Annotated in this window: 16 protein-coding genes; 8 read left to right on the forward strand and 8 right to left on the reverse strand. The window is 67.3% G+C overall.

Annotated features, from left to right (window positions below):
• Nucleotides 1-8: 8 nt before the first annotated feature.
• From gltX to creD, 6 genes are all read right to left on the reverse strand, one after another.
• Nucleotides 9-1,412, reverse strand: a complete 1,404-nt coding sequence (gene gltX, locus ACCQ04_RS13790; protein ID WP_065032529.1) for a glutamate--tRNA ligase — start codon at nucleotides 1,410-1,412, stop codon at nucleotides 9-11.
• A 67-nt stretch (nucleotides 1,413-1,479) separates the two neighbouring features.
• Complete coding sequence (locus ACCQ04_RS13795) at nucleotides 1,480-2,571, reverse strand: DUF3616 domain-containing protein (RefSeq protein WP_054592982.1); 1,092 nt, start codon at nucleotides 2,569-2,571, stop codon at nucleotides 1,480-1,482.
• 172 nt (nucleotides 2,572-2,743) lie between these two features.
• Nucleotides 2,744-3,628 carry a carbon-nitrogen hydrolase family protein gene (locus tag ACCQ04_RS13800; protein ID WP_046343534.1) on the reverse strand — a complete coding sequence of 295 codons (885 nt, stop codon included), beginning with the start codon at nucleotides 3,626-3,628 and terminating at the stop codon, nucleotides 2,744-2,746.
• Between the two features lie 46 nt (nucleotides 3,629-3,674).
• Nucleotides 3,675-4,286, reverse strand: coding sequence for a GNAT family N-acetyltransferase (locus tag ACCQ04_RS13805; protein WP_372358545.1), 612 nt, complete (start codon nucleotides 4,284-4,286; stop codon nucleotides 3,675-3,677).
• A gap of 35 nt (nucleotides 4,287-4,321) precedes the next feature.
• Complete coding sequence (locus ACCQ04_RS13810; protein ID WP_226427214.1) at nucleotides 4,322-4,744, reverse strand: hypothetical protein; 423 nt, start codon at nucleotides 4,742-4,744, stop codon at nucleotides 4,322-4,324.
• Between the two features lie 7 nt (nucleotides 4,745-4,751).
• Nucleotides 4,752-6,071 (reverse strand): cell envelope integrity protein CreD, encoded by a 1,320-nt coding sequence (gene creD, locus ACCQ04_RS13815; protein WP_179465477.1) that lies wholly within the window; start codon nucleotides 6,069-6,071, stop codon nucleotides 4,752-4,754.
• Nucleotides 6,072-6,506: 435 nt separating this feature from the next.
• On the opposite strand from creD, the gene ACCQ04_RS13820 reads away from it, so the two are divergent.
• Complete coding sequence (locus ACCQ04_RS13820; RefSeq protein WP_104590091.1) at nucleotides 6,507-7,319, forward strand: C1 family peptidase; 813 nt, start codon at nucleotides 6,507-6,509, stop codon at nucleotides 7,317-7,319.
• A gap of 262 nt (nucleotides 7,320-7,581) precedes the next feature.
• Here the strand turns inward: ACCQ04_RS13820 and creC are convergent, their stop codons facing one another.
• Complete coding sequence (gene creC / locus ACCQ04_RS13825; protein WP_226427215.1) at nucleotides 7,582-9,030, reverse strand: two-component system sensor histidine kinase CreC; 1,449 nt, start codon at nucleotides 9,028-9,030, stop codon at nucleotides 7,582-7,584.
• 48 nt (nucleotides 9,031-9,078) lie between these two features.
• Nucleotides 9,079-9,783 (reverse strand): two-component system response regulator CreB, encoded by a 705-nt coding sequence (gene creB / locus ACCQ04_RS13830; protein WP_180969196.1) that lies wholly within the window; start codon nucleotides 9,781-9,783, stop codon nucleotides 9,079-9,081.
• Between the two features lie 34 nt (nucleotides 9,784-9,817).
• Here creB and ACCQ04_RS13835 point away from each other — a divergent pair, with 34 nt between their 5' ends.
• The 7 genes from ACCQ04_RS13835 to ACCQ04_RS13865 all read left to right on the forward strand — a co-directional run bounded on the left by ACCQ04_RS13835 (nucleotide 9,818) and on the right by ACCQ04_RS13865 (nucleotide 21,123).
• On the forward strand, nucleotides 9,818-10,726 hold the full coding sequence (locus ACCQ04_RS13835) for a 23S rRNA (adenine(2030)-N(6))-methyltransferase RlmJ (RefSeq protein ID WP_016902309.1): 909 nt from the start codon (nucleotides 9,818-9,820) through the stop codon (nucleotides 10,724-10,726).
• A 192-nt stretch (nucleotides 10,727-10,918) separates the two neighbouring features.
• Nucleotides 10,919-11,461 (forward strand): GNAT family N-acetyltransferase, encoded by a 543-nt coding sequence (locus ACCQ04_RS13840; protein WP_039526258.1) that lies wholly within the window; start codon nucleotides 10,919-10,921, stop codon nucleotides 11,459-11,461.
• 570 nt (nucleotides 11,462-12,031) lie between these two features.
• Nucleotides 12,032-15,502, forward strand: a complete 3,471-nt coding sequence (gene mfd / locus ACCQ04_RS13845; RefSeq protein WP_166770708.1) for a transcription-repair coupling factor — start codon at nucleotides 12,032-12,034, stop codon at nucleotides 15,500-15,502.
• A gap of 505 nt (nucleotides 15,503-16,007) precedes the next feature.
• Nucleotides 16,008-16,337 (forward strand): STAS domain-containing protein, encoded by a 330-nt coding sequence (locus tag ACCQ04_RS13850; protein WP_016905011.1) that lies wholly within the window; start codon nucleotides 16,008-16,010, stop codon nucleotides 16,335-16,337.
• A 16-nt stretch (nucleotides 16,338-16,353) separates the two neighbouring features.
• On the forward strand, nucleotides 16,354-18,360 hold the full coding sequence (locus tag ACCQ04_RS13855) for a chemotaxis protein CheA (RefSeq protein WP_102581329.1): 2,007 nt from the start codon (nucleotides 16,354-16,356) through the stop codon (nucleotides 18,358-18,360).
• Nucleotides 18,361-18,428: 68 nt separating this feature from the next.
• Nucleotides 18,429-20,585 (forward strand): methyl-accepting chemotaxis protein, encoded by a 2,157-nt coding sequence (locus ACCQ04_RS13860; protein WP_226427216.1) that lies wholly within the window; start codon nucleotides 18,429-18,431, stop codon nucleotides 20,583-20,585.
• Between the two features lie 10 nt (nucleotides 20,586-20,595).
• Complete coding sequence (locus ACCQ04_RS13865; RefSeq protein ID WP_226427217.1) at nucleotides 20,596-21,123, forward strand: chemotaxis protein CheW; 528 nt, start codon at nucleotides 20,596-20,598, stop codon at nucleotides 21,121-21,123.
• Nucleotides 21,124-21,148 lie beyond the last annotated feature (25 nt).

The raw sequence follows: 21,148 nt of genomic DNA on the forward strand, positions 1-21,148 counted from the left end.
TCCGGCGGTCAGCCCGCCCCTATCTTGATGAGTGCTGCATCGATGCGTTTCAAGGCGCCCTCGCGTCCGGCCAGGTACACCGTCTGCGAAATGTCCGGGCTGACCTGGGTGCCGGTGATGGCCACGCGCAGCGGCTGGGCCACCTTGCCCATGCCCAGCTCCAGCGCGGCGGCCGCGTCGTGCAACGCGGCCGAGACGGTCTCCACGCTCCATTCGCTCTGTGCCGCCAGCAGTTCGCGCGCCTTGCCCAGCGGCACTTCTGCGCCCAGCTTGAGGTGCTTCATCACCGCCGCTTCGTCGTAGGTTTCCAGCGGCTGGTACCAGACCACGGCTTTTTCGGCCATTTCCTTCAAGGTCTGCACGCGTTCGCGCAGCGCCACCACCACATCGGCGGCGGCCGGGCCGGCGGCGACATCGATGCCCAGCCTGGCGAGCTGGTATTCCAGCTGCGGGGCGATGCTGGCCGGGTCGTCGGTCTTGAGGTAGTGCTGGTTGACCCAGCCCAGCTTGGCCATGTCCAGCCGCGCGGCCTTGGAATTGACGTTCTTCACGTCGAACAGGTCGAGCAGTTCCTGCCGACTGAACAACTCCTGGTCGCCGTGCGACCAGCCCAGACGGGCCAGGTAGTTGATCAGCGCATGCGGCAGATAGCCGGCGTCCTTGTACTGCATCACGTCGGCCGCGCCGGTGCGCTTGGACAGCTTGGCGCCCTGCTCGTCCAGGATCATCGGCATGTGCGCGAACTTCGGCACCGGGGCGCCCAGCGCCTCATAGATATTGATCTGGCGCGGAGTGTTGTTGATGTGGTCGTCGCCGCGGATCACCTCGGTGATGCCCATGTCCCAGTCGTCCACCACCACCGCGAAATTGTAGGTGGGGAAGCCGTCCGGGCGGAAGATCACCATGTCGTCGAGCTCGCTGTTGGCGATCTCGATGACGCCCTTGATCAGGTCGTCGAACACCACTGTGCCGCCGACCGGATTCTTGAATCGGATGACCCGGTTGGGGTCGTCGCGGTACGGCAGGTTCTGCTCGCGGGCGGCGCCGTTGTAGCGCGGCTTTTCCTGCCTGGCCATCGCGGCCTCGCGCATGGCGTCGAGCTCCTCGCGGGTTTCGTAGGCGTAATAGGCCTTGCCCTGGGCCAACAGCTGCTCGGCGACCTCCTGGTAGCGGGCGACGCGCTGGGTCTGGTAGATCGGGCCTTCGTCGTAACCCAGGCCCAACCATTCCATCGCCTCCAGGATGGCGTCGATCGCGGCCTGGGTGCTGCGCTCACGGTCGGTGTCTTCGATGCGCAGCACGAACTGCCCGCCGCGGCGGCGTGCCTCCAGCCAGCAATACAGGGCGGTGCGGGCGCCGCCGATGTGCAGGTAACCGGTGGGGCTGGGGGCAAAACGGGTGCGGCAGGTCATGGAGCGCTCGGCAAAACGGGAGTCGGCCGATTTTACCTTGACCAGCGCAGACCTGCCCGCGCGCGGCTCAGCGGTTGCGTAACAGGTCGCCGTAGACCACGTCATCGCCGCCGCTGCGCGCCGGGCCGGGCGCGTCGTACAGCACCAGCCAGCTGGGCGTGTCGCCGGCCAGGTGGCTGGGAAGATTGCAGATCGCCTCGGCGCGGTCGCTGTCGGTGCCGTGCGGCAACACCGCCGATTCCAGCAGCGCGTGCTGAAAGCGCACCGGCGCCTGGTTGGCGGCCAGCACTGCACGCGCGCCCGGCCATTTGAACAGGCGGATTTCGCCGTTCAGCACCATGGTCGGGCCAGCCAGCAGGTACAGGTCGTCGCCGGAATAATGCAGGTCGCGGATGCCCAGCCCGCCCAATTGCAGGAAGTGCTTGCGCAGCAGCGTGCCGTCCTCGTCCAGCGGCGCCAGGCGCAGGTGGTCGCCATGCGCCTGCACCCGGATCTCCAGCAGCGCCGACCAGCCGCGCAGCACCGGCCCGCGCAGGCCCAGCAGCAGGCGCTCGCCGTCCACCACGATGCCTTCGATATCGAAGCCGTTGTCCTTGCCCGGGATCTTCAGGAACGGGCCGAAGTGCGGGTCGTCGGCCAGCAGCTCGGTGAGCTGGTTGTGTTTGGCATCGCCCTTGAGCCGCAGCGCGCGACGGCCGTCGGCGGCTTCGCGCACCAGGCGCGGGGTGCCGTCGGCATCGCGCTCGATCGGCAGGCAGGCCAGCAGGCGGCGGTTGGCGTCGAGCTTGAGCTTGGTCAGGCGTTTGGCGTTTTCGGCATCGTCGCGACTGCGCTTGGCATTCTTGCGCTTGAGCCCATGCGAGCCGATCACCCAGAGGAATCCCTCCGACAGCGCCATGCCTTCCAGATCCGCCTCCTCGGCCGCCTCGCCGGGCAGGTCCAGCAACTCGGCCAGCGCAAAGCTCTGCCCCTGGCCGAAGCGCAGCGTCTCGCGCTGCACGGGGTCGAGCCTGCGCAGGCGATCCACCGCGCAGGCCTCGTCGCCGGCCACCCACAGCCAGTCGTCGGTGAAGGCCGCACCGGACAGATTGCTGTGCACCAGCGCGCCAGGCGCGAACTCGAGACGGACGCTGTGCGGAATCAGGGTTTTCTTGGCCATGGGAACCTGGTGGGAGGTATTGCAAGGGATAAAAGTGGCTGAGGTACCGTAGCGCGCGGTCACCACTTGAGGCACGGCGCGTGAACGTTGCAGCGTACGTATGGCAGTGCCGTCGCGAACACCGGCTGCGCTCGCCCGACGATGAACATCGTCCTTTGAGGACCACGCTCTATCAGTCGAACGTCGCCAGCCTGGCACGTGCAACGTGAGCGCCCAATTGACCGACCCAATCGCGATCGTTGGCGACCTGCGCCTGCGCGCGGCTGGCCTCGAAGGCGGCGAAATCCAGCTCTGCATAGGCCCACACGGCAGTGCCCTGGGTCTGCGCCAGCACGCCATCGGCCGGGAAGCCGACATCCATCGGTGCGAACACCGCCGCTTCGCCGGTATTGACGTCCAGCGCCGGGCTCCACGGTGCTTGCCCGGCCGTGACCGATTGCGCGACGAACACACGGTTTTCCAGCGCGCGCGCCAGGCAGCCGACCCGTACCCGCATCGCCCCGGCGGCGGTGTCGGTGCAACTGGGCACGATCAACAGCCGCGCGCCGGCCTCGTACTGCGCGCGCACCGGCAGCGGGAACTCGCTGTCGTAGCAGATCGCGATCGCCGCACGCACGCCATCCAGGTCGAACACCTTCAGCGCATCGCCCGGCTCGATCAGCCCGGTGGCCTTTTCGAAGCCGGTCAGCTGCAGCTTGTCCTGCCAGCCGTGCCGGCCATCGGGGGTGAACCAGTCGCTGCGATTACGGTAACGGCCCTGGCCCAGGTCCAGCAGAAAGCTGCCGGCCACCAGATGCAGCTGATGCTGGCGCGCCAGGCCGGCAAACAGCTCCAGCCACGGCGCACGCAGCGCCTGGATCGCCGCCAGCGACTCCGGCAACCCGGCAGAAATCTGCGTACCGAAGGTCGCGCCCAGCTCCAGCGACAGATACTCCGGCAGCACCAGCAGGCGTGCGCCAGCGGCGGCAGCCTCGCCCACCAGCGCCGACTGGCGTGCGGCGAACGCGGCAAAGTCGGCAGGTTTGCCGATCGGGTATTTGGCGACGGCAATTTTCATCTACGGGCCTGGTTGCGATTGATCGATGGCGTAAGAAGTGACTCGGTCACGGCGGCAGTGGCCGCGTCCATACCCGCAGACTGTGGTCGATCTCGCCGTGTTGCAACTCTGTCCATGCCAATTGCACGCGCATGTCTGCTTGCGGTGCATAGCCACGCTTGCGCCAGAACACGTCGTTGGGTCGATGGTCGGCCGGCTTGCGCGGATCGTCTTCTGCGCGTTCCACCGCGCAGAACGCAGTGAGCGCGAAGCGGCCCAGTGCACGCGCATGCGCCTCGCGCTGGTCGAAAAATGCGTGGCCGATTCCCTGCCCGCGATAGTCCGGCAGCAGCACCGATTCGCCGAAATAGAACACGCTGGCCGGGTCGATGCCGGCCGCACGGAACGGCGCATGGAAGGCTTCGCTGTCGTCGAGCAGCGGCAGCCCGGTGGAGGCGCCGATCACCGCATCGCCATCGCGTGCCAGCACGAACACGCTGTCCGGCGAGGCCGCGTAGGCGGCCAGATAGCCGCGCTCGTAATCGGCGTCGCCGTCGTACAGATACGGCCAGGCGCGGAACACCGTGATGCGCAGTTGCGCCACCGCAGCCAGATGCGGCAGCACCTGCGTGCCGCGCACCGTTTCAACGATCAGGGAGGAGCCGCTCATGCCGGGCATGGTAAGCCAGCTTGGCGCAGCTGCGCCGCCGCACGTCAGCGCAGCCAGCCGCCATTGCCCGGAGCCGCCGCAGCCGGCTGCTGCCACAGCAACCACACCGCCGCCTCCTCGCTGGCCAGCAGCACACCGAGCAGTGCATCGGTGCTGCGCGCCCAGTAGCTGCCGTTGCTCAACCGCTGCCACGGCCCGTAGCGGCGCGGACGCGCGTTGTCTGCCGCCGCGTCCTGCCGCTGCGCCGCCTGCAGGAAGCCGCTGCCACCCAGGCGCAACGCCTGTGCGGTGCCTGCATGCAGGCGCAGGCCGATCACGCCGCGGCGTCCGTCGCGGCGTAAGGGCAAGGCCGACAACGGCGAAGCGTCCCAACACTGCGGCAGCGCTGCGGGAAGCAGCGCCACCGTGTCGATCCCGGCGGGCAGCAAACGCTGCGCCCGCCGGTGCAACTGTGCGTGAGCGCGCATGCCGGCCTCAGCGCAGGCTGTTGCCAAGCTCGTACCAGTCGAGCTTGCGGGTCACCCACATGATGCTGGCCAGGATGCCGAACAGCAGCAACGATCCCATCAGCAGCGAGTTGTCTTCGGAGATCAACAGGCTGTAGAGCACCCCGTACAACGCCGTGAGCATCGCCGAGAACCCGGCTGCACGCGCCCAGCTGCGCAACACCCCGGACAGATAGAAGAACTGCAGGCCAATACATGCCGCGGCGGAGACCAGATACGCCTGCCAGAACGCGATGTGCTCGGACAGGCTCAGCAGCAGCAGGAAAAAGATCGCCAGCGCCAGACCCACCAGCAGGTATTGCAGCGGATGGATCGGCAGACGCTTGATCAACTCGAACAACACGAACGCCACAAAGGTCAGCACCACGAACAGGATGCCGTACTTGCTGGCCCGATCGGCCTGGGTATACACGTCCACCGGATCGACCAGCCGCACCTCCAGCGTATCCAGCGACGACTGGCTGGACTGTAGCTGGGTCTGTGCACCGGTGGCCAGCGACGACAGCGACCAGCTCGCATCGAAACCGCGCGCACCGATCGTCGGCGCATTCGGCAGGAAGCGCCCGCCGAACAGCGGATGCGGCCAGGCCGAGCGCAGCGCGATGTCGTTGTTGTCGGCAATCGGTGCGATCGCTAGGCTGCGGGTGCCGTCCAGCACGAACGACATCTCCACCAGCTTGCCATCGCCCAGCGTGCCGGCCAGCGCATCGCCCAGCGGCTGCAGATCGGCATGGATACCGGCCGAGCGCCCCACCAGGCCGCCGGCCCCGCTCTCCAGCGGCAAGCTGCGGCCGTCCACCCGCAGGCTCGGCGTGCCGACCAGGCCGCGTACATCGGAAATGCCTACCGCCAGATGCGGCCGGCCATAGCGGCGACCGGCCATGGCCGGATACTCGAACGGGTCGAACTCGGCCTTGAGCCTGGCCTTCCACGAATACACCTGCACACGGAACAGGCCGATCTTGCGCTCGGACGGGGTCAGCTCGCCGCTCAGGGTGAGCGTGCGCGGGGTCTGCAGCAACTGGCCGTCGCGCTTGCGCCAGACCTTGCGCGGGTTGCCTTGCTCGTCCGGCTCGGTGACCTGTACGTCCTCGGTAAACGGCAGCACCCGCACCGGCGCGATGAACTGCTGCTCACCGGCCTTGCTCTGCGCCACCCGCTCCACCGCCTCGTCGCGGTAACGCGCACGGTCCTGCACCGTGCCGCGGATCAGCAGCAATGGAATCAGCAGCAACAGGATCAATCCGCCAATGGTGGCGAAGCGCAACAACAGTTTCAGGGATTTCATCGACCTTCCTCAGTCTGGGAGGTCGCCAGGGTGCGTTGCGCCGGTGTCGCAGGTTTGAGGCGAATTTGAAGCGAATGTGAAGTGGGCGATCGGCAGGCTCGGCGGCCGGCACTGTGATCCCGTTAGGAAATGCAGGTTTTGCCCTGCAAAAATGCAACAGAGGCCCAGGACACGCTTCCGTTGCATCGCCAGGGTTTCGCATCACCGCCGCGCGCTTCGCCGCCAAGCGCAACGATGCCAGTGCAGTTGCGCATCACGGGGCCATTGCTTTTCTCGCGTCTGCGTTGATCACGGCGTTCCAGTTCCGTGGTTCCGCGGCATCCGCATTCAACGTTACGCGCCGCAGCGGCGGTGTCGCACACGCTTGCCCGCTTGCAGGCCGTGGTTCCACAAACGCGCACGACTGCATTCCTCTCTCGCCTGGAGTTTGCCTTCATGACCAAGCAACGTTCGCTCACGCTCTGCCTGCTCGCTGCCCTGAGCCTGTCCTCCGCCGCCGCACAGGCGGCAATGCACGGGATGGGCCTGAAACCCTCGTCGTTGATGCAGCCGGTCACTCCGTTGTTCGGCATTGCCAGCGCCGCCAAACCCCTGCCCGCCACGGTCGACCTGACGGCCTGGGCAATTACCCCGGGCGACCAGGGCCAGGTGGGGTCGTGTGCGTCATGGGCAACCGCCCACACCCTGACCGGTTGGTATGCCAACGCCAACAAGCAGGCGCAAACCCGCTTTGCCCCGATGTATCTCTACAGCCAGGTCAACGGTGGCGTCGATGAGGGCTCCACGCTGGAAGCGCCGCTGGACGTCGCGCTGGCCCAAGGCATCGACACCGAGCAGCATTATTCGTGGGGCAACTACAACTGGAAGAACCCACCCACCGCGGCCGACCGCGCCAACGCAGCCAAGAACCCCACGCCGTACCGCAAGTACACCGTGCTGTATTCGGGTGACGGCAATGGCGGGCGGGCCCTGATCGAACAGATCAAACTCGCGCTGGCCTCGTCCACGCCGGTGGCGATCGGCTTCTATGTCAGGCAGGGGTTCGAAGACCTCACACCAAAAAACCAGGTCGACTATGACACCAAGACGCCGATCCTGGGCGGGCACGCCGTGATCGCGCTGGGCTACGACAGCGAAGGGCTGCTCGTCGAAAACAGCTGGGGCACCGAGTGGGGCAACAAGGGCTTTGGCAAGCTGTCCTGGTCGGTGGTCGCCAAGGACGTCATCGGGGCCGACGTGGTGCACTGACACACAGCAGCTGCGCACGGTAAGGCGCGGCTGACGCGGATGCGGCATGTGCCTGGCGCATGCCGCTTGCGTGCCACCGCGATGCCGCCGCCGTCGGCCGCCGGCCTGTGCACTGACGGCACGCAATGCGGTTCAGAGCCGCCGACACATCTGCTGCACAGCCGCCAGGCGGGCGCGGACGGCGCGCGGAATCGGCGCGTACCACTCGGTTGCTGGACCCAGCTGACGACTGCTCGCTACGTTCTGCGGTTTGTAAGCGCGCTTAGCCGATGGGCAGGCGCAGGGTCGCGATCGCGCCGCCACCCTCGCGGTTGCCCAGCGTGGCCTCGCCACCATGCAGGCGCGCCACTTCGCGCACGAACGGCAGGCCAAGGCCGGAGCTGCGTTGTCCGGTCTGCGGGCGGGCCAGCGAATAGAAACGTTCGAACACCCGTTCCAGTGCGTAGTCCGGCACGCCGCTGCCGCGGTCCTCAACCACCAGCTGCAGCTGTTCCTCCAACACCTGCGTACGCAGCTGGATGGTGCTGCCCTGCGGTGAAAACGCGACGGCATTTTCCAGCAGGTTGATCAGCGCCTGGCGCAGCAGGAATCCATCGCCCAGCACGTACTGCCCGCGCGCGGTGTCGGATGCGGCATCGCGTTGCAGCAGCACGCCGGCCGCTGCCGCGCGCGGCAGCACGGCATCCACGGCCGCCTGCAGCAGGCCAGCCACCGCGATGCGCTCGCGCGTCTGCAGCCAGCCGTGCTGCTCCACCTCGGCCAGCGCCAGCAGCTTGTCGATGGTTTCGGTCAGGCGCAGCTCCTGCGCGCGGATGCTGGCGACAAAGTGCTGGCGATCGGCTTCCGGCAGTGGCTCGCTCAACAGTTCGGACGCGCCACGGATTGCCGCCAGCGGGCTCTTCATCTCGTGCGTCAGCGACTGCACGTACTGCTCCACGTAGGCCTTGCCTTCCAGCTTGCGCCGCATGCTTTCCAGCGCCTGACCGAGGTCGCCGATTTCATCGCCGCGCGGCTCCGGCGGCGGCACCGGCACGCCGGCGCTCACCGCCTGTGCGTAGCGATTGAGCCGGCCGATGCCGCGCATCAGCCACCAGGTCATCCAGATGCCGATCAGCGCGGAAATGCCGATCAGCCAGGCACCGCGCTGCAGGATGTTGCGCTGGCTGGCCTCGATGAACGGGTCGATGCTGCGATTGGGCTGCGCCAGCGTCAGCACGCCGATCAACTTGGCCGGCTCATTCGGTGCGTAGATCGGTGCGGCCACATGCATCACCGTGGCGGTCGGGTCGCCATCAACCTCGGGGCTGGAACGCGCGCCGTATTCGCCGCGCAAGGTGCGATAGACATCGTTCCAGCGAGAGTTGTCGCGGCCCACATCGCGGCCCAGCGAGTCGAACACCACCACGCCGCGCGCATCGGTGACGGTGACGCGGTAGGCCACATCGTTCTTGCGGAACCGCCACACCCAGGCCTTGGGGTCGCGCCGCTGCGCCTGCGCCACGTTGCGCGCAAAGCTGCCGCTGGCGATGGTGCCAGCAGCCAGCTCGCTGCTGGCCATTTCCGCCAGCACATTGGCCGCGTCCACCAGCGTGGATTCCATCGCCTGGCGCACACCCGGCTTGACCTCGTTGACGAACACCCGCATCACGAAGAACGCGGCCAGCCCGACGATCAGGAAGAAGCCCAGGAACAGCTTGAGACCGAGCCGCATCTCAGGCCCTCATCCCGACAACAACGCGATGCCTGCATGCGGCCATCGCTATAGCTCCAGCGCGTAGCCGAGGCCACGGTGGGTGCGGATCGGGTCGGCCGGCACGCCGGCCTGGCGCAGCTTGCCGCGCAGCGTCTTGATATGGGTGTCCACGGTGCGGTCTGCGCTGTCGGCAGTGGCGTCCCAGCCGCGGTCCATCAGCTGCGCGCGGCTCAGGATCGCGCCGGGGCGCTGCAACAGCGCCGACAGCAGCGCGTACTCGTAGCGGGTCAGCGGCAGCAGCGCATCGCCGTAGCGGATGCGGCTGCCCTCGCGGTCGATCGCAAACGCGCCATGCGGCTGCCAGCCCGGCTCCGCCACGACCGCCACACTGCGACGACGCAGCCGCGCGCGCACCCGCGCCACCAGCTCGCGCGGGGAGAACGGCTTGGCCATGTAGTCGTCGGCACCCAGTTCGAAGCCGAGCACGCGGTCGATCTCGTCGTTGCGCGCGGTCAGGAAGATCACCGGCACGTCGCTAAACCCGCGCAGCGTGCGGCACACCTCGAAGCCGTTGATATCCGGCAGGCCCACGTCCAGCACCACCACATCGGCCGGATCGGCACGCAGGCGTGCCAATGCGTCACGGCCCAGCAGGCAGTGTTCGGGCGCGTAGCCTTCGCTGCGCAGCGCGTACAGCACGGTATCGGCAATGGCGGCTTCGTCTTCGACGACGAGCACGCGGGCGGGGGACTCGGACATGGCGCGCAGCATAGCCGCATGCTGGCGCGGCCCGTACACTGCCGCGATGAACTATCGCCACGCCTTCCATGCCGGCAACCATGCCGACGTGCTCAAGCACATCGCCTTGCTGGCGCTGATCGACACCCTCAAGCGCAAGGACACGCCGTTCTTCGTGCTCGACACCCACGCCGGACGCGGGCGCTACCAGCTCGGCGGCGAGGAAAGCCGCAAGACCAACGAGGCCGATGCCGGGGTGATGCGGCTGATGGCCGAGTCGACCCTGCCCGAGGTGGTCGAACGCTATCTGCGCGCGGTACAGGCCGACAACCACACCGTCGCCCGCCCGGCCACGCCCGGCCAGAAGCCGGCGCGCCCCACCGCCGGCATCCAGATCAACCATTACCCCGGCTCGCCGTTGCTGGCGGCGCAGGCGCTGCGCGAACAGGACCGCATGGCGTTCTGCGAGTTGCAGCCGGAAGAGGCCGAGGCGCTCAAGCGCCTGTTCGCCAGGGACAGCCGCGTGCGCGTGCATGCCGGCGATGGCTACGAGGCGATTCGCGCCTTCGTGCCGCCGCGCGCGGGCGAGACCAAGATCGGCCGCGGGCTGGTGCTGATCGACCCGCCCTACGAGGCGCAGGAAGCCGAATACCCGCAGGTCATCCACAGCGTGCGCGAGACGCTGGCGCGCTGGCCACAGGCGATCTGCATGGTGTGGTACCCGATCAAGCTGCGCCGCAGCCTGCAGCCGTTCATGCGCAAGGCGGCTACGCTGCCGGCCAAGTCGGTGCTGGTGGCCGAGCTGCAGGTGCGCCCGGACGACTCGCCGCTGCGCCTGACCGGCAGCGGGCTGCTGATCGTCAATGCGCCATGGCAGTTCGACCAGGTGCTGGCGCCCGCGCTGCCGGTGCTGAAGCAGCACCTGGGCGAGGCAGGTGCCTCGACCCGGCTGGAGTGGCTGCGCCAGGACGCCTGAGTTGCCTGTACCGGGCGCCTGCTCGCGCTGGCGAACGCGGCTGCATACTCACGACTGGATCACGGTATCGCTCGGTACAGTGATCAGGGAAGCACTGCCACCCCCTGACGACCCCCAGCGGCGCACCGGATTCATTCACGGTTGTGCGCTGGGCGGGTGCCAGAATCTTCCGATCTTTAAGGAACACCGGTCATGGCCATTCGCAATCGCATGCCTCCCTGGCATGAAAACTTCAGTCTGCCCAATGGCCGAACACTCCTGCTCCGTCCGATCCGTCCCGAGGACGGTCCGCCGCTGCAGGGTGCTTTCAGCCTGTTGGGGCCGGAGGAAATCCGCGCGCGCTTCGTGCGCTCCTCCGCCGAAATCACCCCGGAGATGGTGCAGCGCCTGACCCATCCCAACCCCAAGAGCGAAATCGTGCTGGTGGCCGCCGAACAGCTGCCCCCGGGCGAAGCCCTGGTAGGTGCGGTGGCGCGTGCGGCACTGGTGCCGGGCACCCGCCAGGCCGAGTACACCATCCTGGTCAGCAGCTTCGTCGCCGGCCAGGGGCTGGGACGGCAGCTGATGCGCAAGCTGGTCAAGTGGGCACGGCGCAAATACCTGGATTGCCTGTTCGGCGACGTGCTGCAAAGCAATGTGCCGATGCTGCAGCTGGCCGAGTCGCTGGGCTTCAAGCCACAGCCGCATCCGGAGTCGCCGGAGTTGGTGCGGATGGTTCTCGAGCTGGATGCCTGAGGGGCTGGGATTTGGGATTGGGGATTGGGGATTCGTGAAGCGGCGTTGAGCGGTTGGTTTGCGACTTGGCTGCAAGGCCCTTGCCCGCCCACCCTCGCAGGACACGCCGCAAGTACGTCCTTGTAGGCTCTGGCGCGGCATCCATGCCGCTCAAGGTCCCGCGACGGTGAGCGGGCAAGGACCGGTCGGGATGGTCGGTCCGCATACTGCGAGCAGCACGGTCTCAGGCAAGAACGTGTCCGCTCGTTTTCGCAAGAAAGCCAGTGCAGCGGACCAGCTTTTCAAACAACCGACCAACTGTCTGGTGCGGTGTCCTCGCCGATTGCGGGACCGTGTGGCGGCACGGATGCCGCCACCGAGCCTCCACGGACGGATTCACGGCGTGTCCCGCGAGCGGTGAGGACGCCGCACCCTCGACTCACCTGGCTTTGATTGTTGATCTGTCGGGATGGTCGGTATGCAGATGGCGAGAGCGCCGCACATCCGATCAACGCGGCGCAGGTGGCCCGACGCCGCTTTTCACGCCAGATGGACCGGCCGCGGTGGGGGCTCTGATAAAATTGCCGGCTGATGCCGTCGCCAACCACCTTCCCCTCTCCGCCGCTGCCCAAGTCCGGCCAGCTCCGCGCCTATTGGCGCGCTCCGTCTTCGCCGACTGCGCTGGCCTGGTCGATCGCACGCGCCGCCGAGGCGCATGCCGGCCCGCTGCTGGTGATCGCCCGCGATAACCAGAGCGCACATCAGATCGAGGCGGATCTGCATGCCTTGCTCGGCGAGCACGCGACGCTGCCGGTGGTGCCGTTTCCCGATTGGGAAACCCTGCCCTACGACCAGTTCAGCCCGCACCCGGAGATCATCAGCCAGCGCCTGGCCGCACTGCATCGGCTGCCCGCACTGAGCCGTGGCGTGGTGATCGTGCCAGTGCAGACGCTGATGCAGCAATTGGCACCGCTGAGCTACATCGTCGGCGGTAGTTTCGATCTCAAGGTCGGCCAGCGGCTGGATCTGGATGCAGAAAAACGCCGCCTGGAAAGCGCCGGCTACCGCAACGTGCCGCAGGTGATGGACCCGGGCGATTTTGCAGTGCGCGGCGGCCTGCTCGACGTGTTCCCGATGGGCGAAGCCACGCCGTTGCGGATCGAGTTGCTGGACGAGGATATCGACTCGATCCGCGCCTTCGACCCGGAATCGCAGCGCTCGCTGGACAAGGTCGAGGCCGTCAAGCTGCTGCCCGGCCGCGAAGTGCCGATGGACGATGCCAGCGTGGAGCGTGTGCTGGCCTGCCTGCGCGAGCGTTTCGACGTGGACACCCGGCGCAGCGCGCTGTACCAGGATCTGAAATCGGGGCTGGCGCCGTCGGGGGTGGAGTATTACCTGCCGATGTTCTTCAGCAAGACCGCCACCTTGTTCGATTATCTGGACAAGCGCGTGCTGCCGCTGGTCGCCACCGGCGTTTCCAATGCGGCGGACACGTTCTGGGCGCAGGCGCAGGACCGCTACGAGCAACGCCGCCACGATGTGGAGCGCCCGTTGCTGACGCCGGACGAGTTGTATCAGTCGCCGGACGCACTGCGCGAGCGGCTCAACAAGCTGGCGCGCATCGAAGTCTGGGCCAGCGACCATCCGCGCATCGACGAGGCCGCCGCGCTGGGCGACCAGCCGTTGCCGCCGCTGCCGGTGGCGGCAAAAGACGCCCCGGCCGGTCAGGCGCTGGCCTCGTTCCTGGGCCATTACCCTGGCCGCGTGCTGGTGGCCGCCGATACCGCCGGCCGGCGCGAAGCCTTGATGGAAGTGCTGGCCGCCGCGCAGCTGAAGCCGGAGGTGGTCGCCGACCTGCCCGCCTTCCTGGCCGCGCCCAAGCTGCGCTTCGGTATCACCGTGGCGCCGCTGGAAGACGGCTTTGCGCTGGACGCCCCGCAGATTGCGGTGCTGACCGAGCGCCAGCTGTTTCCCGAGCGCGCCAACCAGCCGCGCCGCAGCCGCCGGGTCGGACGTGAGCCGGAAGCGATCATCCGCGATCTGGGCGAGCTGTCCGAAGGCGCGCCGATCGTGCACGAGGACCACGGTGTGGGCCGCTACCGCGGTCTGATCGTGCTCGACGCCGGCGGCATGCCCGGCGAGTTCCTGGAAATCGAATACGCCAAGGGCGACCGGCTGTATGTGCCGGTGGCGCAGTTGCATCTGATCAGCCGCTATTCCGGCGCATCGGCCGAGACCGCGCCGCTGCATTCGCTGGGCGGCGAGCAATGGACCAAGGCCAAGCGCAAGGCGGCCGAAAAGGTCCGCGACGTGGCGGCCGAACTGCTGGAAATCCAGGCCCGCCGACGCGCGCGTGCCGGCCTGGCGCTGCAGGTGGACCGGGCGATGTACGAGCCGTTCGCGGCCGGCTTTCCGTTCGAGGAAACCGGCGACCAGCTGGCGGCCATCGATGCGACGCTGCGCGATCTGGGCAGCAGCCAGCCGATGGACCGCGTGGTCTGCGGCGACGTCGGCTTCGGCAAGACCGAGGTGGCCGTGCGCGCCGCATTTGCCGCCGCCAGCGCCGGCAAGCAGGTCGCCGTGCTGGTGCCGACCACGCTGCTGGCCGAGCAGCATTACCGCAACTTCCGCGACCGCTTCGCCGATTACCCGATGAAGGTGGAAGTGCTGTCGCGCTTCAAGAGCACCAAGGAGATCAAGGCCGAGCTGGAGAAGGTCGCCAGCGGCGAGATCGACGTCATCATCGGCACGCACCGGCTGCTGCAGCCGGACGTCAAGTTCAAGGACCTGGGCCTGGTCGTGGTCGACGAAGAGCAGCGCTTCGGCGTGCGGCAAAAGGAAGCGCTGAAGGCGATGCGCGCCAACGTGCATCTGCTCACGCTCACCGCGACCCCCATCCCGCGCACGCTGAACATGGCCATGGCCGGGCTGCGCGACCTGTCGATCATCGCCACCCCGCCGCCGAACCGGCTGGCGGTGCAGACCTTCATCACCGCCTGGGACAACGCGCTGCTGCGCGAGGCCTTCCAGCGCGAGCTCAGTCGCGGCGGGCAGCTGTACTTCCTGCACAACGATGTGGAAAGCATCGTGCGTATGCAGCGCGAGCTGTCCGAGCTGGTGCCGGAGGCGCGCATCGGTATCGCGCATGGGCAGATGCCCGAGCGCGAGCTGGAGCGGGTGATGCTCGACTTCCAGAAGCAGCGCTTCAATGTGCTGCTGTCGACCACGATCATCGAATCGGGCATCGACATCCCCAATGCCAACACCATCATCATCAATCGCGCCGACCGCTTCGGCCTGGCGCAGTTGCACCAGCTGCGCGGCCGCGTCGGCCGCTCGCATCACCGCGCCTATGCGTACCTGGTGGTGCCGGATCGTCGCTCGATGACCTCCGATGCGGAAAAGCGCCTGGAGGCGATCGCCTCCATGGACGAGCTCGGCGCCGGCTTCACCCTGGCCACCCACGATCTGGAGATCCGCGGTGCCGGCGAGCTGCTGGGCGAAGACCAGAGCGGGCAGATGGCCGAGGTCGGTTTCAGCCTGTACACCGAGCTGCTGGAACGCGCGGTGCGCAGCATCCGCCAGGGCAAGCTGCCGGACCTGGATGCCGGCGAGGAGGTCCGCGGCGCCGAGGTCGAGCTGCATGTGGCCGCGCTGATTCCCGAGGATTACCTGCCCGACGTGCACACGCGCCTGACGCTGTACAAGCGCATCTCCAGCGCACGCGATGCCGATGCGCTGCGCGAATTGCAGGTGGAGATGATCGACCGCTTCGGCCTGCTGCCGGACCCGGTCAAGCACCTGTTCGCGATTGCCGAGCTCAAGCTGCAGGCCAATGCGCTGGGTGTGCGCAAGCTGGACCTGGGCGAGAACGGTGGCCGGCTGGTCTTCGAGGCAAAACCGGCGATCGACCCGGTCGCGGTGATCCAGATGATCCAGAAGCAGCCCAAGATCTACACCATGGACGGCCCGGACAAACTGCGCATCAAGCTGCCGCTGCCGGAAGGCGCGGACCGTTTCAACGCCGCACGCGGCCTGCTGACGATGCTCGCACCCAGGTAGAAGCGCGCGCCGGGCGGTTGCGCCTGCTTTACGCAGCGTGCTGGACCGTGCAGGACGCAAGGATGCGTCGAGCGCGTCGCAGGCGGGGGCCGCTGCGAATCCAAGCCGATGCGGCATTTTCACTAACGCCCAACGCCGCAGACGATGCCGGCGCCGTCCCATGTTGCCTGTTTCATGCGTGTTCCCCGCTGCGGTCACGCACATGCGCCCGACGCAGCGAGTGAAGAAGTCGGCTGAAAGGTAGCGCGGTGTCCTGCACGACTGTCCGGGACACCGGCTTCCTGAGTCTGCTTGCGACAAAGCTGAGCAGTTAATACGCGGGAAGTGATGGGTTTCGCAAATCCGTCACCGCGGTGAATTTGGCCTAAATATTCCTGCCGCGCGCCGATACCTGCATGGACCGACGTGATCGCCGTGTGCAGAGCTGCCCATGCGACCCCGCGCCGGAGCGACCTTTTCCGCGTCAGGCACGCATCCGTGCGCCACCGCATCGCTTGAGGCATCCATGAACACGCCACTGTCCGATCTACCCGCGCCGCTGACGCTCGCCCTGGAAGGCGAGATGACCATCCGTCGTGCTGCCGAACTCAAGCCGCTGCTGCAGCCGGCCTTGCTGCATCCGGGCGGGTTGCACCTGGACCTGGGGGCGGTCAGCGAGATCGACACCACCGGCCTGCAGTTGCTGCTGGCGACCAAGCAGGCGATCCAGGCCGACGGCCGGCCGTTTTCGCTGACCGACTCCAGCCGCGCGGTGGTCGATGTGATCGAACTGCTCGGCCTGCTCGAAGCCTTGTACCCGCATGCGGTTGCGGGTATCGGCGAACGCATTCACTAAGGGACCGGCAACGCGTATGGATATGAACCAGCTGATGCAGACCTTCCTGGCCGAGAGCCGGGACCTGCTCGAAGACATGGAACGTCACCTGCTCGAAGCCGAGCGTGGCGAGTCCTCGCCGGATGCGGTCAACGCGATCTTCCGTGCGGCGCACACCATCAAGGGCTCGGGCGGCCTGTTCGATCTGCCGCAGCTGGTCGGCTTCACCCATGTCGTGGAAAGCGTGCTGGACCTGGTGCGCGACGATGCGCTGACGCTGAGCTCGGAACTGATCGCGCTGCTGCTGGTGTGCTGCGACCATATTCATGCCCTGGTGGAAACCGCCGCCGACCCCGCTCACGCCGATGCCGACGCACTGGCGGCAGAGGCCGACCCCCTGCTGGCACAACTGCAGACCTACCTGCAGGCCAGCGCATGCGGTGTCACCGCCTCCGCCATCCAGCACAGCACCCCGGAAAAACAGAGCGGTTACTGGCGCATCACGCTGAAACTGTTCGCCGACGCGCTGCGCTACGGCAACTCGCCGCTCAAGCTGATCCGCAACCTGCGCGGGCTGGGCTCGGTCGAGTCGATCAGCACCGACGTCAGCCAGCTGCCGAGCTTCGAAGCGCTCGATCCGGAAGCCAATTACCTGGGCTTCCAGATCCTGCTGCGCAGCGATGCCGACCGTGCCGCGATCGAGGACGTGTTCGAGTTCGTGCGCGAGGACTGCGACCTGGAGATCCTCTCGGTGCCGGCACCGATGGACGCCAGCGCCGTGCCTGCCAGCGAGCCGGTCGTGGCTGCCGCGCCGGTGGTCGGCGCGCTGGCTGCCGTCCCGGCCGCAACGCCGGCACGCGCGCCGCAGGACACCGGCGCACGCAACCCCGACGCGCGCTCGATCCGCGTCGATGCCGACAAGCTCGATCGCATGATCGATCTGGTCGGCGAACTGATCATCGCGGTGGCCGGCACCAATGCCAACGCACAGCGCACCGGCGACGCGCAGTTGCTGGAATCGGCCTCGATCCTGGCCGGCCTGGTGGAAGAGGTACGCGAAAGCGCCCTGCAACTGCGCATGGTCAAGATCGGCGGCACCTTCAGCCGCTTCCAGCGCGTGGTGCACGATGTGGCGCGCGAACTCGGCAAGGACATCGCGCTGGTGGTGGCCGGCGAGGACACCGAGCTGGACAAGTCGGTGGTGGAAAAGATCGGCGACCCGCTCACCCATCTGGTGCGCAATGCCATGGACCACGGCATCGAACCGGCGGACGTGCGCGTGGCGCGCGGCAAGCCCGCACGCGGCACCGTTGGCCTCAACGCGTATCACGACTCCGGCAGCATCGTCATCCAGATCACCGACGACGGCGGCGGCCTGAACCGCGACCGCATCCTGGCCAAGGCGCTGGAACGCGGCCTGATCGAGCCGGGCCGCCAGCTCAGCGACCGCGAGGTGTTCGCGATGATCTTCGAGCCGGGGTTCTCCACCGCCGAAAAGGTCACCAACCTGTCCGGGCGCGGCGTCGGCATGGACGTGGTCAAGCGCAACATCACCGCGCTGCGCGGCACCGTGGAAATCGACAGCAGCGCCGGCGTGGGCACCACCATCTCGGTGCGGTTGCCGCTGACGCTGGCCATCATCAACGGCTTCCAGGTCGGCGTCGGCAAGTCGGTGTTCGTGGTGCCGCTGGACGTGGTGGAGGAATGCGTGGAGTTCACCCCCGACTACGCCAGCGACTACATCGACCTGCGTGGCAGCGTGCTGCCGTATGTGCGCCTGCGCGAACTGTTCGCGCTTGGCGGCAGGACGCCGGCGCGCGAAAGCATCGTGGTGATCCGCCAGGGCGCCCAGCGCTTCGGCCTGGTCGTGGACACCTTGCTGGGCGAATGGCAGACCGTGATCAAGCCGTTGTCCAAGGTCTTCGCGCAGGTCAAGGGCATCAGTGGCTCGAGCATCCTGGGCAGCGGCGATGTCGCGCTGATTCTCGATGTGCCCAGCCTGCTGCAGCAATTGCATCCAAACCAGGACGCCCTGGCGGCCTGAGTCACCACACCAGCACTCCCCACATCACCGCGTCATTCGTTGTTCCCTGAGCCCAGGAAGCTGCCGCCATGTCACACCGTCTCCCGATCGCCACGCAGTTGTGGTTCACCGCCGCCCTCGCCCTCGCCTTGCCCGTCGTGGTGGTGGTCGCCGGCTTTGCGCTGACGCTGTCGCACGGCGCCCTGCTCGCCGCCAGCGTCCTGGCCGCGCTCGTCAGCGGCGCGTTGCTGTTCCATGCGATCCGCATCGCGACCGGCTCGCTGCAGCTTGCCACCACTACGCTGGATGCCTTCGCGCGCGGCAACTTCGCCGTCGCCTTGCCGCAGCTGCGCGATGAGCAGGCCTGCGAGGTGCTGCGTGCGCTGCGCAAGGTGCAAGGCAACATCGCCCACGTCAACGAGGAGATCAATCGCGTCTCGCAGGAACACGATGCCGGCGAGATCGATGCACGCATCGACGTGGCGCGTTTCGACGGCGACTTCCGCACCATGGGCGAAGGCATCAACCGCATGGTCGCCAGCCACATCGCGGTCAAGAAGCAGGCCATGGCGTGCGTGGCCGAGTTCGGCCGCGGCAACTTCTCCGCCGAGCTGGAACGCCTGCCGGGCAAGAAGGCCTTCATCAACGAGATCGTCGAGCAGATCCGCGGCAACCTCACCGGCATGGTCGCCGAGGTCAACCGCATGGCGGCCGAGCACGACGCCGGCGATATCGACGTGGTCATCGACAACCAGCGTTTCAGCGGCGATTTCCGCCGCATGGCCGAAGGCATCAATGCGATGGTGGCCAGCCACATCGCGGTCAAGAAGCAGGCCATCGCCTGCGTGGCCGAATTCGGCCGCGGCAACTTCACCGCGCAGCTGCCGTTGCTGCCGGGCAAGAAGCGCTTCATCAACGAAACCCTGGAACAGGTGCGCGGCAACCTCACCGGCCTGATCGCCGAGATCAACCACATGTCGGCCGAGCACGAGGCCGGCGACATCGACGTGGTGATCGACAGCAGTCGCTTCGACGGCGATTTCCGCAGCATGGCCACCGGCATCAACCAGATGGTGGGCGCGCATATCGCAGTCAAGAAACTGGCGATGGGCGTGGTGGCCGAGTTCGGCCGCGGCAACTTCGAGGCACCGCTGGCGCAGCTGCCGGGCAAGAAGGCCTTCATCAACGACACCGTGGAGCGTGCGCGCGGCAACCTGCGCAGCATTTCCGAAGTGATCCAGGTGATGGGCGCAATGGCCGACGGCGACCTCACCCACACCGTGGAAGGCCGCTACGAAGGCGCGTTCGCCGACATGCAGCGCTACGTCAACACCACCATGAGCCGGCTGACCGAGATCGTCGATGAGGTCAACCGCAACGCCGAGAACCTGGCCAGCGCCTCCGAACAGGTCAGCGCCACCGCGCAGGCGCTGGCCCAGGCCGCCAGCGAACAGGCTGCCGGCGTGGAAGAGACCAGCGCCTCGCTGGAACAGATGACCGCCTCCATCGCGCAGAACACCGAGAACGCGCGCGTCACCGACAGCATGGCCGCCAAGGCCGCCAGCGAAGCCGCCGACGGCGGCGACACCGTGCGCGCCACCGTGGTGGCGATGAAGGACATCGCCAAGAAGATCGGCATCATCGACGACATCGCCTACCAGACCAATCTGCTGGCGCTCAATGCCGCCATCGAGGCCGCGCGTGCCGGCGAACACGGCAAGGGCTTTGCGGTGGTCGCAGCGGAAGTGCGCAAGCTGGCCGAGCGCAGCCAGATCGCCGCGCAGGAGATCGGCGAGGTGGCCGGCTCCAGCGTGGACCTGGCCGAAAGCGCCGGCCGCGTGCTCGGCGAGATGGTGCCCTCGATCCGCCGCACCTCCGACCTGGTGCAGGAAATCGCCGCCGCCTCCGAAGAACAGACTGCGGGCGTCAGCCAGATCAACACCGCCGTCGGCCAGTTGAACCAGACCACGCAGTCGGCCGCGGCCAATGCCGAAGAGCTGGCCGCCACCTCGGAGGAAATGAGCGCGCAGGCCGAACAGCTGCAGCAGTTGATGGGCTTCTTCCGGCTCGGAAACGGCTCGCGTGCGGCGGCGTCGACCAGCAGCAAGCCTGGCCCGCGCCGGATCGCAACGCATGGCAGCAGCAGCGCGGTCAGCGCACCGCCGCGTCGCAGCAACGTGCGCCAGATCAGCGCGGTGGCGACCACCGCCGATGCGATCGACGAATCGCAGTTCGCCAGCTTCTGAGGAAACGACGATGCAACCGCACAGCGCAGCCATCACCACCACACGCACCGTTGCGCCGTCATCGACGGCTCCGCAGCAATACCTGACCTTTCTGCTGGGCACGGAGATGTTCGGCCTGGGCATCCTCGGCATCAAGGAAATCATCGAATACCGCGCGCCCACCGATGTGCCGATGATGCCGCCGGCCCTGCGCGGCGTGATCAACCTGCGCGGCGCGGTGGTGCCGGTAGTGGATCTGCAGCAACGCTTCGGCCGCGACGCCAGCGCGATCACCAAGCGCAGTTGCATCGTGATCGTGGAGATCGCCCATGGCCAGACGCATCAGGTGCTCGGCCTGCTGGTGGACGCGGTGAGCGAAGTACTGGAAATCGCACCCGACGCCATCGCCGGCGCCCCCAGTTTTGGCGCCGGCATCGCACGCGAATGCATCCATGCGATGGCCAGGATCGGCGAGCGCTTCGTGATCCTGCTCGATGCCGACGCGGTGCTGGGCAACGACGCACTCGCCCAGCTGCCTGTCGCCGAGCTGGCAGCCTGACATGTCCAGCATGCACGCAAGGACT

This window comes from Xanthomonas sp. NCPPB 2866 (assembly GCF_041475745.2).
Taxonomy (GTDB): Bacteria; Pseudomonadota; Gammaproteobacteria; order Xanthomonadales; family Xanthomonadaceae; genus Xanthomonas; species Xanthomonas arboricola.

Coding starts and splice junctions, on each gene's coding strand:
- ACCQ04_RS13835 (WP_016902309.1), top strand. CDS start 9,818: ATGAACTATCGCCACGCCTTCCATGCCGGCAACCATGCCGACGTGCTC.
- ACCQ04_RS13820 (WP_104590091.1), top strand. CDS start 6,507: ATGACCAAGCAACGTTCGCTCACGCTCTGCCTGCTCGCTGCCCTGAGC.
- ACCQ04_RS13810 (WP_226427214.1), bottom strand. CDS start 4,744: ATGCGCGCTCACGCACAGTTGCACCGGCGGGCGCAGCGTTTGCTGCCC.
- mfd (WP_166770708.1), top strand. CDS start 12,032: ATGCCGTCGCCAACCACCTTCCCCTCTCCGCCGCTGCCCAAGTCCGGC.
- ACCQ04_RS13840 (WP_039526258.1), top strand. CDS start 10,919: ATGGCCATTCGCAATCGCATGCCTCCCTGGCATGAAAACTTCAGTCTG.
- ACCQ04_RS13865 (WP_226427217.1), top strand. CDS start 20,596: ATGCAACCGCACAGCGCAGCCATCACCACCACACGCACCGTTGCGCCG.
- ACCQ04_RS13795 (WP_054592982.1), bottom strand. CDS start 2,571: ATGGCCAAGAAAACCCTGATTCCGCACAGCGTCCGTCTCGAGTTCGCG.
- gltX (WP_065032529.1), bottom strand. CDS start 1,412: ATGACCTGCCGCACCCGTTTTGCCCCCAGCCCCACCGGTTACCTGCAC.
- ACCQ04_RS13860 (WP_226427216.1), top strand. CDS start 18,429: ATGTCACACCGTCTCCCGATCGCCACGCAGTTGTGGTTCACCGCCGCC.
- ACCQ04_RS13855 (WP_102581329.1), top strand. CDS start 16,354: ATGGATATGAACCAGCTGATGCAGACCTTCCTGGCCGAGAGCCGGGAC.
- ACCQ04_RS13800 (WP_046343534.1), bottom strand. CDS start 3,628: ATGAAAATTGCCGTCGCCAAATACCCGATCGGCAAACCTGCCGACTTT.
- creD (WP_179465477.1), bottom strand. CDS start 6,071: ATGAAATCCCTGAAACTGTTGTTGCGCTTCGCCACCATTGGCGGATTG.
- ACCQ04_RS13805 (WP_372358545.1), bottom strand. CDS start 4,286: ATGCCCGGCATGAGCGGCTCCTCCCTGATCGTTGAAACGGTGCGCGGC.
- ACCQ04_RS13850 (WP_016905011.1), top strand. CDS start 16,008: ATGAACACGCCACTGTCCGATCTACCCGCGCCGCTGACGCTCGCCCTG.
- creB (WP_180969196.1), bottom strand. CDS start 9,783: ATGCTGCGCGCCATGTCCGAGTCCCCCGCCCGCGTGCTCGTCGTCGAA.
- creC (WP_226427215.1), bottom strand. CDS start 9,030: ATGCGGCTCGGTCTCAAGCTGTTCCTGGGCTTCTTCCTGATCGTCGGG.